This window comes from Achromobacter sp. 1011791174 (assembly GCF_059760925.1).
In genome coordinates this window covers 1-15,777 of the sequence record NZ_JCBANH010000020.1, presented here as the reverse complement: position 1 = coordinate 15,777, position 15,777 = coordinate 1, and the positions used below count along the sequence as shown (strand labels likewise).

Sequence of the window (15,777 nt, the reverse complement as noted above, 5' to 3'; positions counted from 1 at the left end):
CCCGGATGGACATGGCCGTGGAGACGGCCGCCGGCAGCACCCCGCAGGATCCCGATGCCCGCGCCACCGCGCGCGCCTACGCCAAGGTGTTCTGGCGCCTGGTGCCTTTCCTGATGCTCTGCTACGTGATCGCCTACCTGGACCGCGTCAACGTCGGCTTCGCCAAGCTGCAGATGTCGCAGGACCTGGGCTTCAGCGAAGCGGTGTTTGGCCTGGGGGCGGGCGTGTTCTTCCTGGGCTATTTCCTGTTCGAGGTGCCCAGCAATCTGCTCATGCATCGTATCGGCGCGCGCATCTGGATCGCGCGCATCATGATCACCTGGGGCATCCTGTCCGCCCTGTTCATGTTCGTGGAGACGCCCACCGGCTTCTACGTGCTGCGCTTCCTGTTGGGGCTGGCCGAGGCGGGCTTCTATCCGGGCGTGATCCTGTACCTGACCTACTGGTATCCGGCGCAGCGCCGCGCCAAGATCATCGCGCTGTTCATGTCCGCGATTCCCGTGGCCGGCATCTTCGGCAATCCGCTGTCGGGCTGGATCATGGAAGCCTTCCATGGCGCGCACGGCCTGCAGGGCTGGCAGTGGATGTTCCTGATCGAGGCGCTGCCGGCCATCCTCATCGGCATCGTCACCGTCATGTACCTGGATAACGGCATCGACCGCGCCAAGTGGCTCAGCGACGAGGAAAAGCGGCTGCTGACGCGCGAGATCGAGGCCGACCAGAAGCAGGCCGGCGCGCAGCGCCATTCGCTGCGCGAAGTCTTCGCCGACAAGCGCGTCTGGTGGATGTGCCTGATCTACTTCACTTTCGTGGCCGGCCAGTACGGGCTGACCTTCTGGATGCCCACGCTGGTCAAGTCCACCGGTGTGAGCGGCGCGTTCAAGATCGGGCTGCTCAGCGCCATCCCCTTCCTGTGCGCCATCGTGGTCATGAACCTGCTGGGCCACAGCGCCGACCGCCGCCGCGAGCGCCGCTGGCACCTGATCGTGCCGGCCCTGGCGGGCGCCATCGGTTTCGCCGCCACGGCCTCGTTCGCCGACAACACCGCGATGTCGCTGCTGTTCCTGTCGCTGGCCGCGGCTGGCGTGCTGACCTGCGCGCCGCTGTTCTGGTCGCTGCCCACCGCCTTCCTGTCGGGCACAGCCGCCGCCGCCGGCATCGCCATCGTCAACTCCGTGGGCAACCTCGCGGGCTTCGTCAGCCCCTACATGGTCGGCTACCTGAAGGACCTGACCCAGTCGACGCAGTCCGGCATGTACGTGCTGGCTGCGCTGCTGGTGCTGGGCGCCGTCGCCGTGTGGCTGACGCCGGCCCGGATGGTGAACCGTTAGCTTTATACAGAAAAGGAATCGCCGTGCCGCGCCTGGCTGCAAACCTCAGCATGATGTACACCGAACATCCCTTCCTGGAACGCTTCGCCGCGGCCGCTCGCGATGGCTTCCGGGCGGTGGAGTTCCTGTTCCCCTACGAGCATCCCGCCGCCGAGATCCGTGCGCGGCTGGACGCGCATGGCCTCGCGCAGGCGCTGTTCAACGCGCCGCCCGGCGACTGGCAGGCCGGCGAGCGCGGTATCGCCTCGCTGCCCGGTCGGCAGGACGAGTTCCGGCGCGGGCTGGACCAGGCGCTGGAATACGCCGCGCGGCTGGGCAACCGCAGCCTGCACGTGATGGCGGGGCTGATCGCGCCCGGCCAGGACCGGGCCGCGCATCGCGCCGCGTACCTGGAGAACCTGGATTACGCCGCGCGTCTCGCGGCCGGCGCCGGCATCACTATCGTCATCGAACCCATCAATCCACGCGATATGCCCGGTTTCTTCCTGACGCGCCAGGACGAGGCCCAGGCCGTCCGAGCCGTGCTGGACGCGGCCAACCTGAAGGTGCAGTTCGACTGCTATCACTGCCAGATCGTCGAAGGCGATCTGACGATGAAACTGCGCCGCGACATGGCCGGCATCGGCCATATCCAGATCGCGGGCGTGCCGGACCGGCACGAACCCGACCTGGGCGAGCTGAACTACCCCTACCTGTTCGAGCAGATCGACGCGCTGGGCTACGACGGCTGGATCGGCTGCGAGTACCGGCCCCGCGCGGGCACATCGGCCGGCCTGGGCTGGGCGCGGCCCTATCTGAACCGGGGCGCCTGATCCGGCGCGCCATGCACCCCTGAATCCGCTACGAGGCACACAGCCATGAAGATACTCATCACCGGCGGCGCCGGTTTCCTGGGCCAGCGGCTGGCGCGCAAGCTGCTGGCGCAAGGCGTGCTGACGTTGGACGGCGCGGCCGAGCCGATCTCGCGCATCGATCTGCTGGACGTGGTCGCCGCCGATACGCACGGCGATCCGCGCGCGCATGCGCAGGTGGGCGATATTTCCGACCCGGCCGTGCTGCGTCAGGCGATGGACGCCGACACGCGCGTCGTGTTCCATCTGGCCGCCATCGTCAGCGGGCAGGCCGAGGCCGACTTCGACCTGGGCATGCGCATCAACCTGGATGCCTCGCGCGCGCTGCTCGAAACCTGCCGCGCGCTGGGACACCGGCCGCGCGTGATCTTCACCAGCTCCGTCGCGGTGTACGGCGGAGACCTGCCCGAGATCGTGCGCGACGATACCGCGCTGAATCCGCAATCGTCCTACGGTACGCAGAAGGCCATCGCCGAGCTGCTGCTGGCCGACTACACGCGGCGCGGTTTCGTCGACGGCCGGGTGCTGCGCCTGCCCACCATCAGCGTGCGGCCGGGCAAGCCCAACGCCGCCGCCTCGTCCTTCGCCAGCGGCATGATCCGCGAGCCGCTGAACGGAGAGGATGCCGTGTGCCCGGTGCGTCCCGGCACGCGGCTGTGGCTGCTGTCGCCGCGCGGCGCGATCGCGGCGCTGGTGGCGGGCTGCGAGCTGGACGCGGCGCGGCTGGACAGCCGCGCGCCCATCAACCTGCCCGGCGTCTGCGTGACGGCCCAAGACATGGCGCGGGCGCTGCGCGAGGTGGCGGGCGACACGGTCGCGGACCGCATCCACTGGGAGCCGGACGCGCGCGTCGAGCGCATCGTCGGCAGCTGGCCGGGCCGCTGGGACACGTCCCGGGCCGAACGGCTGGGGCTGTCAGGCGACGGCAGCTTCGCCGACATCATCCGGGCCTACATCGACGACGACCTGCCGCGCTGAGCGCGCCCGGCCGCCCATCATCGCAACTCATCGCCGTCACTCTCTTCACACCATGAACAGCACAACTTCTTCTTCCAACTCGACCGGCCGCCGCGTCGGCGTGGTCGGCCTGGGCGCGATGGGCTCGGGCATCGCCCGCAGCCTGCGCCGCGCCGGCCTGACCGTGCACGTGTACGACGTGCGCGCCGAGGCCGCCGCCGCCTTCGCCGCCGAGGGCGGCGTGGCCTGCGCCACGCTGGCCGAGATGGCGCGGGCCTGCGATGTGATCGTCAGCGTGGTGGTCAACGCGCAGCAGACCGAGGCCGTATTGTTCGGCGACGGCGGGCTGGCCGGCGAATTGCAACCCGGCTCGGTGTTCGTCATGTGCTCCACCGTGGATCCGAACTGGTCCGTGGCGCTGGAGGCCCGGCTGCAGGCGCTGGGCCTGCACTATCTGGACGCGCCGATCTCAGGCGGCGCGGCCAAGGCCGCCGCCGGCCAGATGACCATGATGACGGCCGGCAGCGCCGCCGCCTACGCGGCTTGTGAAGGCGTGCTGGAAGCGATGGCCGGCAAGGTCTACCGGCTGGGCGACCGCGCCGGCGCGGGCAGCAAGGTCAAGATCATCAACCAGCTGCTGGCCGGCGTGCACATCGCCGCGGCCGCCGAGGCCATGGCGCTGGGCCTGCGCGAGGGCGTGGACGCCGATGCACTGTACGAAGTGATCACGCACAGCGCCGGCAACAGCTGGATGTTCGAGAACCGCATGGCGCACGTGCTGGCCGGCGACTATGCGCCGCTGTCGGCGGTGGACATCTTTGTCAAGGATCTGGGGCTGGTGCTGGACACGGCCCGTCACAGCAAATTCCCGCTGCCGCTGGCGTCCACCGCGCACCAGATGTTCATGCAGGCGTCCACCGCCGGCCATGGCCGCGAGGACGACAGCGCGGTCATCAAGATCTTCCCGGGCATCCGCCTGCCGGAGGCGAAATGAGCATCAAGCTGGGCTGCATCGCCGACGACTTCACCGGCGCCACCGATCTGGCCAACAATTTGGTGCGCGCCGGCATGCGCGCCGTGCAGACCATCGGCGTGCCGGGCGGCCCGCTGCGCGCGGATGCCGACGCGGTAGTGGTCGCGCTCAAGACGCGCAGCCTGCCCGCCGACGAGGCGGTCGCGCACTCGCTGGCGGCGCTGGCATGGCTGCGGGCGCAGGGCGCGGAGCAGATCTACTTCAAGTACTGCTCCACCTTCGACAGCACGCCGCAGGGCAATATCGGCCCGGTGACGGATGCGCTGATGGCCCGGCTGGGCACGGACTTCACCATTGCCACGCCGGCCTTTCCGGACAACAAGCGCACGGTGTTCAAGGGCTATCTGTTCGTGGGCGACGTGCTGCTGAACGAGTCGGGCATGCAGCATCATCCGCTCACGCCCATGACGGATCCGAACCTGCTGCGCGTGCTGGCGGCGCAGACGCGGCGCAAGGTCGGCCTGATCGACCATGCCGTGGTGGCGCGCGGCAGCGCCGCCATCCGCGAGCGCATCGCCGCGCTGCGCGCCGAGGGCGTGGAGATCGCCATCGTCGATGCCGTGTCCAACGACGACCTGCTGGCTCTGGGACCGGCGCTGAAGGGCATGCCCCTGGTGACGGCGGGTTCGGGCGTGGCGATTGGCCTGCCGGCGAACTGGGCCCTGACGCCGGGCGCGGCCACGGCGCCGGCGCGCGCGGCCGGCGCGCAGGCCGTGGTGGCCGGCAGCTGCTCGGCCGCCACCAATGGGCAGGTTGCCGCGTTCATCGCCAGCGGCCGTCCGGCGCTGGCGCTGGATCCCCTGCGCATCGCCGCTGGCGAGGACGTGGCGGGCGAGGCGTTGGCGTGGGCGCGGCCCTTGCTGGCCTCGGGACCGGTGTTGCTCTATTCCACGGCCGCGCCGGACAGCGTCCGGCAGACGCAGGGCGCGCTGGGCGCGGAACGGGCCGGCGCGCTGATCGAGGCCGAGATCGCCCGCATCGCGCGCGGTCTGATCGAACTCGGCGTGCGCCAGCTCATCGTGGCCGGCGGCGAGACCTCGGGCGCGGTGGTGCAGGCGCTGGGACTGGAGCAGATCGCCATCGGCGAGCAGATCGATCCGGGCGTGCCCTGGTGTTCGGGCCGCGCGGCGGCGGTCGATGCCGACATCAGCATCGCGCTGAAGTCCGGCAATTTCGGCGCCGCGGATTTCTTCCTGAAGGCGTTCGCGCAAGGTTGATGCCGGCGCTGCTGGCGACGGCGCGCCCGCGCGTTTGAGCGTGGGCGGATGACGTGGCCTCTTGCGGCAATCGTCGCCGCGCCGTTCAGCGGTGCGCCAGGCTCAGTCGCTTGGCGGCGTTGACCATGTGCACGCGGGCCGCTTCGCGCGCGCCTTCCACGTCCTGGCCGCGTATGGCCTCGACGATGGCGGCGTGTTCCTGCAGCACGGCGCGCATCTGGTCGGCGTGGCGCGCCTCGTTGCCGCGTGTGATGCGGGTGGCGGCGACCAGGAACTGGCTGACGAAGGTGAGCGTGGTGAGGAAGTACGGGTTGCCCGTGGCGTGCGCGATGCTGCGGTGAAAGGCCACGTCTTCCTGGACGCCGTCGCCGCCGGCGGCCACGGCCTCGGAGATCGCGGCCAGCGCCGCGTCGATGGCGGCCATGTCGCGCTTCTTGCGCCGCGCCGCGGCCTGCGCGGCGATCTCCGTCTCCAGCGCGCGGCGCAATTCCACAATATGCAGCACGGCATCCAGCGAGCGCAGCTCGGCGGCGTCGATGCGCAGCGCGCGGTTGCCGGTGGCGCCGGTGACGAATACGCCGCTGCCCTGGCGCGCCTCGACGATGCCGTCCTGGCGCAGCCGCGACACCGCTTCGCGAATCACGGTGCGGCTGACGCCGAACTGTTCGGCCAGCGCGGTTTCGGTGGGCAGCTTGTCGCCGGGCTGCGCGCGGCCTTCCTGGATTTCGGCGAGCAGGCGCTTGGTGACCGTGTCGGTCAGGGTGGGCGGCGAGGAGAGTTTGGGGAACGACATGGGTCGCGGCGGCAGGGGTGGGCGGATCCGCGCCGTCCGTCTGGCAGGCGGGGGCGTCCGGGCTACGCGCAATGATAACCGCAGGGGCGCGTGCGCTTGCCCGGCGCGGGGCGGCTCAGTCCGAGGCGGCGCGGGGCGTGCTGGCGGCCGGCAGACGCGACGCCAGGAATTGCAGGAAGCTCTGGTCCGCGCGGCTGGCGCCGGCCTGTTCGTGGCGCACCAGGTAGACCGGCAGCGTCACGGGTTCCAGCGGCAACGCCGCCAGGGCGGGATCGGCCTCGGCGTAGCGGCGCGGGAGGGCGCCGATGCCGGCGCCGGCGCGCACCAGCGCGGCGACGGCGTCGCAGTCCAGGCCCTCGGCCACGGTGGCGCCTTCCAGTCCGCAGCGGATCCGGTGCACGGCCAGCGCGGCCAGCGGCGCGCCGGTCTGTTCGTCTTCGTAGCCGATCACGGGCGCGCCGCGCAGTTCGCCGGACGGCGCGCCGGCGGCGGCGTAGTGCAGCATGTCCTGCTCGAACAGCGGCGCACGGCTGAGGGTCGGGCGCGCGTCGGACGCGGACACGACGCCCAGCGCGGCGTTCTTCTGCGCCAGCAGGCTGAGGATGTCGCCGCAGGTGCCGCGCTTGATGCGGAAGCGGACCAGCGGATACTCCTGACGGTAGGCGGCGATCAGGGCCGGCAGTTCGGGCCAGTGCACATGGCCGCTCAGGTGCAGGGTGACGATGCCTTGCACGGCGCTATGGGCCGCGTCCAGCGCGTCGGGCAGCGCGGTGACCAGGCGGTAGATGTCGGCGCAGTGCCGGTACAGCACCTCGCCGGCGGCGGTGGGCTGGAAGGACGCCGCGCCGCCGCGTTCGATCAGCCGGCGGTCCAGCCGCTCTTCCAGGCGGCGCAGGGCCGCGCTGACCGAGGGCTGCGTCACCGACAGCCGGTGGGCGGCCAGCGTGATGCTGCGTTCCTGCACGATCACCATGAAGGTGCGCAGCAGGTTCCAGTCGAGCTGGTTGGCGAACTTGTCCACGAGAGCGGTCATGCCGGGCGACTCATATCAGTGTGCTGTTTTACCATCTTGCCGGCCGTCAGGAGCGTGTCAGCGCGGCCCGCTCAGGCCGGCGCGTACAGATGGCAGCGCACCTCGCGCGCCGCGCCGTCGCGGTACAGCCCCGGCTGCGTCGCGTCGCAGCGGCCGGCGATGGCCTGCAGGCAGCGCGAGGCGAAGGCACAGCCGCGCGGCAGGTCGATGGGCGAGGGGATGTCGCCCTGCAGCACGATGCGGCGCTCCGGCTGGCGCGCCTCGGGCACCGGGATCGCGTCGATCAGCGCCTGCGCATAAGGGTGGCGGGGCTGGGCGAAGACCGCCTCGGTGGGGCCTTGCTCGACGATGCGGCCCAGGTACATCACCGCCACGCGCGGGCACAGCGCGCGGATCACCGCCAGGTTGTGCGAGATGAACAGATAGGACAGCTGGAAGCGCTCCTGCAAATCCTTGAGAAAGCCCAGGATCTGCGCCTGCACCGATACATCCAGCGCCGAGGTGGGTTCGTCCAGAACCAGCAGCCTGGGCTTGAGCGCGATGGCGCGGGCGATGCACACGCGCTGCTTCTGGCCCCCGGACAGTTCGTGCGGATAGCGGCTGAGGAATTGCGCCGGCAGGCCCACCATCTCCATCAGCTCGGCCGCGTGCGCGCGCAGCCTGGCGCCGCGCAGATCGGTATGCAGGATCAGCGGCTCGGACACGCTGCGCAGGATGGTCATGCGCGGGTTCAGCGCCGAATGCGGATCCTGGTAGATGAACTGGATCGAGCGGCGCAGCGCGCGCAGCTCGGCGGGCGGCAGCCGGGTGATGTCGCGGCCTTCGAACATGACCTTTCCGCGCGTCGGGTCCAGCGCCCGCGCGCACAGCCGGCCCAGCGTGGACTTGCCGCAGCCGGACTCGCCCACCAGGCCCAGCGCCTCGCCGGGCGCGATGGCCAGGTCGACCTCGTTGACCGCGTGCAGCTTGCGGCCGTCGTTCATCGCGAACTCGCGCGATACGGATTGCAGCTCAAGCAGCATGGACGCGGCCTCCGGCGGTGGCCGAGGCCGGCGTCAGCAGCAGACAGGCGGCGCCGTGGCCCGGCGCCAGTTCCACGGTGGGCGGGCGCTTGACGGCACAGGCCGCGGCGGCGGACGGACAGCGCGCCTGGAAGCGGCATCCGGCGGGCGGATGCAGCAGGTTGGGCACGGATCCGGGGATGCCCACCGGCATCTGCGCGGGCCGGCGCGGGTGCGGCACCGAGGCCAGCAGGCCGCGCGTGTAGGGATGGCGCGGCGCGTCGAACAGCGCCTGCACCGGCGCGGTCTCGACCACCGTGCCGGCGTACATCACGGCGACGCGGTCGCAGACGCGCGAGATCACGCCCAGGTCGTGCGAGATCAGCAGGATGGCCAGGCCCAGGTCGCGGCGCAGCTCGTCGAGCAGGTCCAGGATCTGCGCCTGGATGGTGACGTCCAGCGCCGTGGTGGGCTCGTCGGCGATCAGCAGCGACGGCGAGCCGGCCAGCGCCATGGCGATCAGCACGCGCTGGCGCTGGCCGCCGGACAGCTGGTGCGGATAGCGCGTCAATTGCGTGTCGGGATTGGGCAGGTGCACGCGGGCCAGCATCTCGGTGGCATGGGCGCGGCGCTGGCGCGCGTCGCGGCGTTGTCCGCGCGGCTTGCCGGCGTCGTGCGCGGCGATCACCGCCGACATCTGGTCGCCGATGGTGAACAGCGGATTCAGGTAGGTCGTGGGATCCTGGAAGATCATCGCGATCTCCACGCCACGGATGCGGCGCATGGCGGCTTCATCCAGGCCCAGCAGGCTGCGGCCGCGATAGCGCAGGTCGCCGCCCGCCACGCGCGCCGGCGGGCTGGGCATCAGCCCGAGCACGCTCTTGGCCGTGACCGACTTGCCGCAGCCGGTTTCGCCCACGATCCCCAGGGCTTCGCCCGGCGCCACGCTGAGCGTGACGCCGTCCAGCGCCTGGTAGCAACCGTCGAAGGTATCGAAGTGCAGCTTGAAATCGTCGAATTCGAGCAAAGGTGCGTTCATGTCAGTCGTTCCGCCGCGCTTCCGGCGCTTCGGGGGAAGCCTCAGCCTCGTTGTTTGGGGTCGAGCACGTCGCGCAGCCCGTCGCCGATCAGGTTGAATCCCAGCACCGTCAGGTAGATGGCCAGGCCGGGAAAGGCCGAGTACCACCACCATTGCGGCAGGTAGTTGCGGCCCACGGAGATCATCGCGCCCCATTCCGGCGCGGGCGGCTGCGCGCCCAGGCCCAGGAAGCCCAGGCTGGCGGCGCTGAGGATGGCCATGCCCATGTCCATCGAGGCCTTGATGACGATGGGCGAGACGCAGTTGGGCAGGATGTGGACGAACACGATGCGCAGCGGGCCGGCGCCCATCATGCGGGCCGCGTCGATATAGACCTCGCCCTTGAGCGACAGCGTCTTGGCCTGCACCAGCCGCACGTAGCCCGGCCACCAGACCAGCGACAGCGCGATCATGGCGTTGAGGATGCCGGGCCCCAGCGCGCCGACGATGGCGATGGCCAGCACCAGTCCGGGCACCGACAGGAAGATGTCGGTGACGCGCATGATGCATTCCTGCACGCGGCCGCCGAAGTAGCCGGCGATCACGCCCAGCGGCACGCCGATCAGCGCGGCGATCACGGTGATGGTCAGGCCGATTTGCAACGAGGTGCGCGCGCCCAGGATCACGCGCGAGAACACATCGTTGCCCATCTCGTCGGTGCCGAACCAGTGCGCCGAACTGGGCGGAAGCAGCTTCTGCGCCAGCTTGACGCTGCCGGCGGCGTCTTCGGGATAGGGCGCCAGCCAGGGCGCGAACAGCGCCACCAGCAGGAAGCCGACGACGATGACCAGGCCCAGCATGGCGGACTTGTTGCGCGCGAAGGTGCTGGCATACAGCCGCAGCTGGCGGCCCAGGCCGTGCCGCGCATCCTGGGAGGTGGGTAGGGCGGTGGTGGACATGGTGCTCAACCCTGCTGCCGGACGCGCGGGTCCAGCAGGCCGTAGATGATGTCGATGACGAAGTTGATGAGCATGAAGCTCACGCCCAGCACCAGCGTCACGCCCATGATGGGCTGGAAGTCGGAATTCATGGTGGCCTGCACCGCGTACAGGCCGATGCCGGGCCAGTCGAACACCGATTCGATCAGCACCGTGCCGCCCAGCATCCAGCCGAAGCGCAGGCCGATCATGGCCAGCGTGGGCAGCATGGCGTTGCGTAGCGCGTACTTGGCGATCACGCGCCAGGGCGCCACGCCGTGCGCGCGCGCCGCGACGATGTAGTCCTGGCGCAGCACTTCCAGCATCTCGGCGCGGTTGACGCGGATGATGGAGGCCAGCGCCGGAAACGACAGCGCCAGCGCCGGCAGCAGCATGTAGGACAGCGCCGACAGGAAGGTGTCGACGTCGCCGTGCAGCAGGCTGTCGATGGTGTAGAAGCCGGTGATGGTGTCCGGCGGAAAGGCCAGCATGTCGAGCCGGCCGCCCAGCGGCAGCCATTCCAGGTGCTGGGCGAAGGCGTATTTCAGCAGCAGGCCCAGCGAGAACATCGGGAAGGCCACGCCGGACGTGGACAGCAGGCGGATCAGGTGATCGGGCCAGCGGTTCTGCGTGGCGGCGGCCAGCGTGCCCAGCGCCACGCCGCCGACGATGGAAAGCAGGATGGCGAAGCACACCAGCTCCAACGTCGCGGGGAAATAGCGCAGCAGGTCCTGGAACACCGGCCGGGTGGTGGTGATGGAGCGTCCCAGGTCGCCCTGCACGACGCCGGCGAGATAGCCGCCGAACTGCGCCACCACCGGCTTGTCCATGCCGTACTCGGCGCGCAGCGTCTGGACCATGGCCTCGGTGGCGTTCGGGCCGGCGGCCAGCCGGGCAGGATCGCCCGGCGCCACGTGCGAGATGGTGAAGGTGATGGCCAGCAGGCCCGCCACCATCAGCAGCATGAAGGCCGAGCGTTTGACGATGAAGCGCAGCATGGGGCGTGACGGTCCTAGCGGCCAATGTACAGCGGGTACAGGTCGAACTCGCTGGCCATGCGGATGGGCGAGTCCACCAAGCCCTGCACGTAGTCGCGCGTGGCCGTGTTGCGGTCGCGGATCATGCCGAAGATCTCGGGCTGGTCCGCCACGATGCGGCGCTGGATCTCTTCATACAGCGGCTGGCGGTCGGACCAGGCCGGCAGCGTGCGTGCGCGGTCGATCAGCGAGAACAGTTCCGGGTCGTCCAGGAAATGCGTGGCGTAGTACTGGCCCCAGGAACCCTTGTGATACATGTAGGCCACCGGGTCCGGATCGATCGACATGGTGGTGCTGAAGGACGCGAATATGTCGGGCGAGGTCTCGGCCTTGGCGCCGCGCGCCACCATGTTGGGCCAGGTCAGCGGCACCATGCGGATCGTGATGTTCAGCGGCTTGAGATTGTCGATCAGCAACAGGCCCATCTGGCGCTCTTCCTCCAGCCCCTGCACGTAGACGTATTCCAGCTCGATGCCGCCTTGCGGCCACTTGGACTTGGCCAGGTATGCGCGGGCCTTGTCCATGTCGCGGCGCGGCATGTCGGGCACGGCCACATGGCCCTTGACCGACGGCGGGAAGGGACTGTCCATCAGCCGCGCGCGGCCGTTGTAGATCTTCAGCAAGGAGTCGTAATCGAAGGCGTAGGCCAGGGCGCGGCGCAGGTTCAGGTCTGACATGTACTTGCCCTGCGTATTGAATTTCAGACCGAATCCGCCCATGCCGGTGCCGGCCTTGCGGCCGATCTTCACGCCCTTGACCGATTCGAGCTGGTCCAGGTCCTCGGGCGACAGGCTGCCGGCGATGTCGATCTCGCCGCGCGCCAGCGCCGCGCGGCGGCTGGAGTTCTCGGTGATGACGCGGTAGATGATGCCGCCCAGGCGCGCCTTCTCGGGCTGCGGCCAGCCCTTCCAGTAGCCGTCCCAGGCTTCCAGCTCGTACAGGGAATTGGGTTCGACGCGCTTGACGCGGTAAGGGCCGGAGCCGGCGGTGTGATCGGTCAGCCATTGCTGGCCATAGTCGCCATTGTGCTCGTTGGCCATGGCCTGCTTGACGTTGACCACGTACCACCAGGGCAGCAGGCTGAGGAAGGCCGCGTAGGGGCGGCTGAGCGTGAAGCGCAGCGTCTGCGGGTCTTCGACGCTGATGTTCTCGGGCTTGAGGAAATCGGTGTACATCCAGGCCGGGCCCTTGTTCAGCTTGAGCGTGCGCTCGAACGAGGCCTTGACCGCGGCGGCGTCCACCGGATCGCCGTTCTGGAATTTCGCGCGCGGGTCCAGCTTGAAGGTCCAGACGGTGGCGTCGTCGTTGACGGTCCAGGACGTGGCCAGCCAGGGCTTGAGCTCGACGGGGTCGCCCTCGTACTTGAGCAGCGCGTCGTAGGTGGCCTGCTGGATGGTGCGGATCGAGAAGTCGTACTTCTGCGCAGGGTCCATCACCGACACGGCCTGCTGGCCGCCGATGACCAGGATGCGCTTGCCGTTGGCGGTCTCGAACGCATGCGAGGCGAGCGGCGCGCAGGCGATGGCCGCCGCCAGCAGGAAGTTGCTCAGACGATGCCGCATTGGTGTTTCCCCTTGTATGTCGCGTGCCGGACGCTGCCGGAGTCTGTACGCCGATATTTGCAGATGGACCCGGCGGCGGCAAATAAATACGAAGAATGCGGCGCATAGGCGCAGCGCATGCCGCCGCATGATTTGGGTTTATGCGAGGCATGCACAGATTCAATTTGCCCGGGCTTGGAAGCGCGCAGTAATGTTTGGCCACCTTCCCGGTTCACCAGAGACTTCATCGAACCATGCTATCTGTAGTCGCAAGCACGCAAACCGGAACGCGCGTCGTGTCCGCCGAAGAGATGGAAGCCCTGGCCGTGGGCGCCTGGATACTGGGCACCGGCGGCGGCGGCGATCCGTACCAGAAACTGCTCAACATGCGCCAGCTCTACAAGAAGGGCTATCGCGCCTCGCTGCTGGATCCCATGTACCTGAACGAGGACGACCGCGTGGCGGTGGTGTCGGGCATGGGCGCGCCGCTGGTCGGCCAGGAACGGCTGGCCGATCCGCATTTCGCGGTCAAGCCGGTGCGCATGATGGAGGAATACTGCGGCCAGCGCTTCCGCGCCATCATGGCGCTGGAAATCGGCGGCGGCAACGGCCTGCAACCCTTCATGGTGGCCGCGCTGATGGGCCTGCCGGTGGTGGACGCCGACAGCATGGGCCGCGCCTATCCCGAGGCCCAGATGACCAGCTTCGCCGTGCGCGGCCTGCCCATGTATCCGCTGGCCGTGGCCGACATCCGCGACAACGAGGTCATCGTCACGCGCGCCGCGTCGGCCACCTGGGTCGAGCGCCTGAGCCGCAAGGTGGTGGTCGAGATGGGCTCCACCGCCGCCACCTGCAAGACCCCGCGCAGCGGCGCCGAGGTCAAGGAACACGGCATCCTCTACACAGTCAGCAAGGCCATCCGGCTGGGCGAGGTGGTGCTGCGCGCGCGGCGCCAGCACGACGACGTGATCGACGCGGTGCTGCAGGAATCCGGCGGCAAGCGCATGTTCAGCGGCAAGGTCGTGGACGTGGAACGCCGCACCACGGCGGGCTTCCTGCGCGGCCGCGCCGTGCTCGAAGGATTGGGCGAGGATCGCGGTTCGCGCTACACGCTGCATTTCCAGAACGAGTTCTCGGTGGGCGAGCGCGACGGCGTGCCCGAGGTCATGACGCCGGACCTGATCTGCGTGCTGGACTCGGTCAGCGGCGACGGCATCGGCACCGACGTGCTGCGCTTCGGCCAGCGTGTCAGCGTGCTGGCCTTGCCCGCGCCCCAGGTATTCACCAGCGAACGCGGCCTCGAACTGGTCGGCCCGCGCGCGTTTGGATTCGACATCGACTATCGCACCGTCTTCGCGTGAAGCAATCGCTATGAAACACATTGGCATCGACGTAGGCGGCACCAACACGGACGCCGTATTCGTGCAGGACAACCAGGTCCTCGGGGCGGTCAAGTCGCCCACCACTTCCGACGTGACCACTGGCGTGCGGCGCGCGCTGGCGGCGCTGATCCAGGCCTGCCCGCAGGCCGCGGCGCCCGAGGCGGTGATGATCGGCACGACCCATTTCACCAACGCGGTGGTGCAGCGCCGCGATCTGGAGCCCGCCGCCGCGCTGCGCGTGTGCCTGCCGGCCGCGGCCTCGCTGCTGCCGTTCTGCGACTGGCCCGAGGACCTGGCGCAGAAGGTCAACGGCGGCACCTATCTGGTGCAGGGCGGCCATGAGTTCGACGGCCGCGAGCTGATGCCGCTGGACGAACGCGCGGTGCGCGACGCCGCCCGCGCCATCCGCGCCTCGGGCGTGTCGACCGTGGCGATCAGCGGCGTGTTCTCGCCGCTGATCGGCGACGCCGAGTTGCGTGCCGGCGAGATCCTGAAGCAGGAGCATCCGGACTGCCGCATCACTTATTCGCACCAGCTCGGCCGCATCGGCCTTTTGGGCCGCGAGAACGTCGCGCTGCTGAACGCCACGCTGATCGACCTGGCGCACAAGACCACCGACGCCTTCGTGCAGGCGCTGGCCGACAGCGGCATCGACGCGCCGCTGTTCCTGACGCAGAACGACGGCACCGTGACGCTGGCCGAGAACGCGCGCGACTTCCCGGTGCATTCCTTCGCGTCGGGGCCGACCAACTCCATGCGCGGCGCGGTGTTCCTGGCCAAGATCAATGACGCGGTGGTCTGCGACGTGGGCGGCACCACCGCCGACGTGGGCTGCGTGCAGAACGGCTTCCCCCGGCAGGCCAACAACATGGTCGAGGTGGGCGGCGTGCGCACGGCCTTCCGCATGCCGGATCTGCTGTCCATCGGCGTGGGCGGCGGTACGCTGGTGAACCCGGATACCCTGCAGATCGGGCCGGTCAGCGTGGGCCACCGGCTGCTGCAGGAGGCGCTGGTGTTCGGCGGCAATCAGCTGACCTGCACCGACATCGCGGTGGCGGCGGGCCTGGCCGACATCGGCGACCGCTCGCGCGTGGCGCACCTGAGCGCGGCCACGGTGCAAGGGGCGCTGGCGCGCATCCACGAAGCCATCGCCGAAGCCAGCGACCGCATGAAGAGCGATGCGCGCGACGTGCCGCTGATCGCGGTCGGCGGCGGCTCGGTGCTGATTCCCGATCGCGTGGCGGGCTTCTCGGAAGTCGCACGGGTGGCCAATCACGCGGTGGCCAATGCCGTGGGCGCGGCCATCGCGCAGGTGTCGGGCGAGGTCGACCAGATCTTCACCAACCTCGGCCGCGAGGAACTGTTGGAACAGGCGCGCAAGATCGCCGTGGGCCGCGCGGTGGCCGCCGGCGCCGACGCGGATACCGTCACCGTGATCGAGCAGGAGGACATTCCGCTGGCCTACCTGCCGGGCAACGCCGTCCGGGCGCGGGTGCGGGTGGTGGGCGAGATCGCTGGCCGCGCGGGCTGAACAGGGCGGGGCTTGGGCATCGGACGATTGCAGTGCCGGGGCTGTTGCCGGACAGCCTTCGGTTTTTCAGGCCGG

General features: G+C 69.5%; 14 protein-coding genes. 7 read left to right on the top strand and 7 right to left on the bottom strand.

What is annotated here, in order from left to right; all coding sequences use genetic code 11:
* Window positions 1-11 precede the first annotated feature (11 nt).
* From AC6LJ5_RS09865 to otnK, 5 genes are read left to right on the top strand one after another with little or no spacing between them, the layout of a single operon-like run.
* On the top strand, window positions 12-1,331 hold the full coding sequence (locus AC6LJ5_RS09865) for an MFS transporter (protein WP_233772801.1): 1,320 nt from the start codon (window positions 12-14) through the stop codon (window positions 1,329-1,331).
* A 23-nt stretch (window positions 1,332-1,354) separates the two neighbouring features.
* On the top strand, window positions 1,355-2,143 hold the full coding sequence (gene otnI, locus AC6LJ5_RS09860) for a 2-oxo-tetronate isomerase (protein ID WP_103271402.1): 789 nt from the start codon (window positions 1,355-1,357) through the stop codon (window positions 2,141-2,143).
* 45 nt (window positions 2,144-2,188) lie between these two features.
* Window positions 2,189-3,160: a D-erythronate dehydrogenase gene (gene denD / locus AC6LJ5_RS09855; RefSeq protein ID WP_212314384.1), complete on the top strand. Its 972-nt coding sequence runs from the start codon at window positions 2,189-2,191 to the stop codon at window positions 3,158-3,160.
* Window positions 3,161-3,212: 52 nt separating this feature from the next.
* Window positions 3,213-4,133 carry an L-threonate dehydrogenase gene (ltnD, locus tag AC6LJ5_RS09850; protein ID WP_392408937.1) on the top strand — a complete coding sequence of 307 codons (921 nt, stop codon included), beginning with the start codon at window positions 3,213-3,215 and terminating at the stop codon, window positions 4,131-4,133.
* Entirely contained in the window at window positions 4,130-5,389 is a 1,260-nt protein-coding gene (gene otnK, locus AC6LJ5_RS09845) for a 3-oxo-tetronate kinase (RefSeq protein ID WP_498140356.1), read from the top strand. Before ltnD ends, otnK begins: the two co-directional genes overlap by 4 nt.
* A gap of 85 nt (window positions 5,390-5,474) precedes the next feature.
* On the opposite strand, the gene AC6LJ5_RS09840 is transcribed toward otnK, so the two are convergent.
* The 7 genes from AC6LJ5_RS09840 to AC6LJ5_RS09810 form a co-directional block, all read right to left on the bottom strand.
* Window positions 5,475-6,182 (bottom strand): FadR/GntR family transcriptional regulator, encoded by a 708-nt coding sequence (locus tag AC6LJ5_RS09840; RefSeq protein WP_498140355.1) that lies wholly within the window; start codon window positions 6,180-6,182, stop codon window positions 5,475-5,477.
* Between the two features lie 115 nt (window positions 6,183-6,297).
* Window positions 6,298-7,215: a LysR family transcriptional regulator gene (locus AC6LJ5_RS09835; protein ID WP_392408940.1), complete on the bottom strand. Its 918-nt coding sequence runs from the start codon at window positions 7,213-7,215 to the stop codon at window positions 6,298-6,300.
* Window positions 7,216-7,286: 71 nt separating this feature from the next.
* Window positions 7,287-8,237: an ABC transporter ATP-binding protein gene (locus AC6LJ5_RS09830; RefSeq protein WP_498140354.1), complete on the bottom strand. Its 951-nt coding sequence runs from the start codon at window positions 8,235-8,237 to the stop codon at window positions 7,287-7,289.
* Entirely contained in the window at window positions 8,227-9,255 is a 1,029-nt protein-coding gene (locus AC6LJ5_RS09825) for an ABC transporter ATP-binding protein (protein ID WP_498140353.1), read from the bottom strand. The genes AC6LJ5_RS09830 and AC6LJ5_RS09825 overlap by 11 nt, the downstream gene beginning before the upstream one ends.
* Before the next feature lie 41 nt (window positions 9,256-9,296).
* Window positions 9,297-10,193 (bottom strand): nickel transporter permease, encoded by an 897-nt coding sequence (nikC, locus tag AC6LJ5_RS09820; protein WP_103271394.1) that lies wholly within the window; start codon window positions 10,191-10,193, stop codon window positions 9,297-9,299.
* A 5-nt stretch (window positions 10,194-10,198) separates the two neighbouring features.
* Window positions 10,199-11,209 carry an ABC transporter permease gene (locus tag AC6LJ5_RS09815; RefSeq protein WP_392408943.1) on the bottom strand — a complete coding sequence of 337 codons (1,011 nt, stop codon included), beginning with the start codon at window positions 11,207-11,209 and terminating at the stop codon, window positions 10,199-10,201.
* Window positions 11,210-11,223: 14 nt separating this feature from the next.
* Window positions 11,224-12,810 carry an ABC transporter substrate-binding protein gene (locus AC6LJ5_RS09810; protein WP_103271392.1) on the bottom strand — a complete coding sequence of 529 codons (1,587 nt, stop codon included), beginning with the start codon at window positions 12,808-12,810 and terminating at the stop codon, window positions 11,224-11,226.
* 275 nt (window positions 12,811-13,085) lie between these two features.
* On the opposite strand from AC6LJ5_RS09810, the gene AC6LJ5_RS09805 reads away from it, so the two are divergent.
* Window positions 13,086-14,150, top strand: coding sequence for an S-methyl thiohydantoin desulfurase family protein (locus AC6LJ5_RS09805; RefSeq protein WP_392408945.1), 1,065 nt, complete (start codon window positions 13,086-13,088; stop codon window positions 14,148-14,150).
* A 10-nt stretch (window positions 14,151-14,160) separates the two neighbouring features.
* Entirely contained in the window at window positions 14,161-15,702 is a 1,542-nt protein-coding gene (locus AC6LJ5_RS09800; protein WP_392408946.1) for a hydantoinase/oxoprolinase N-terminal domain-containing protein, read from the top strand.
* The last annotated feature ends 75 nt before the right edge of the window (window positions 15,703-15,777 follow it).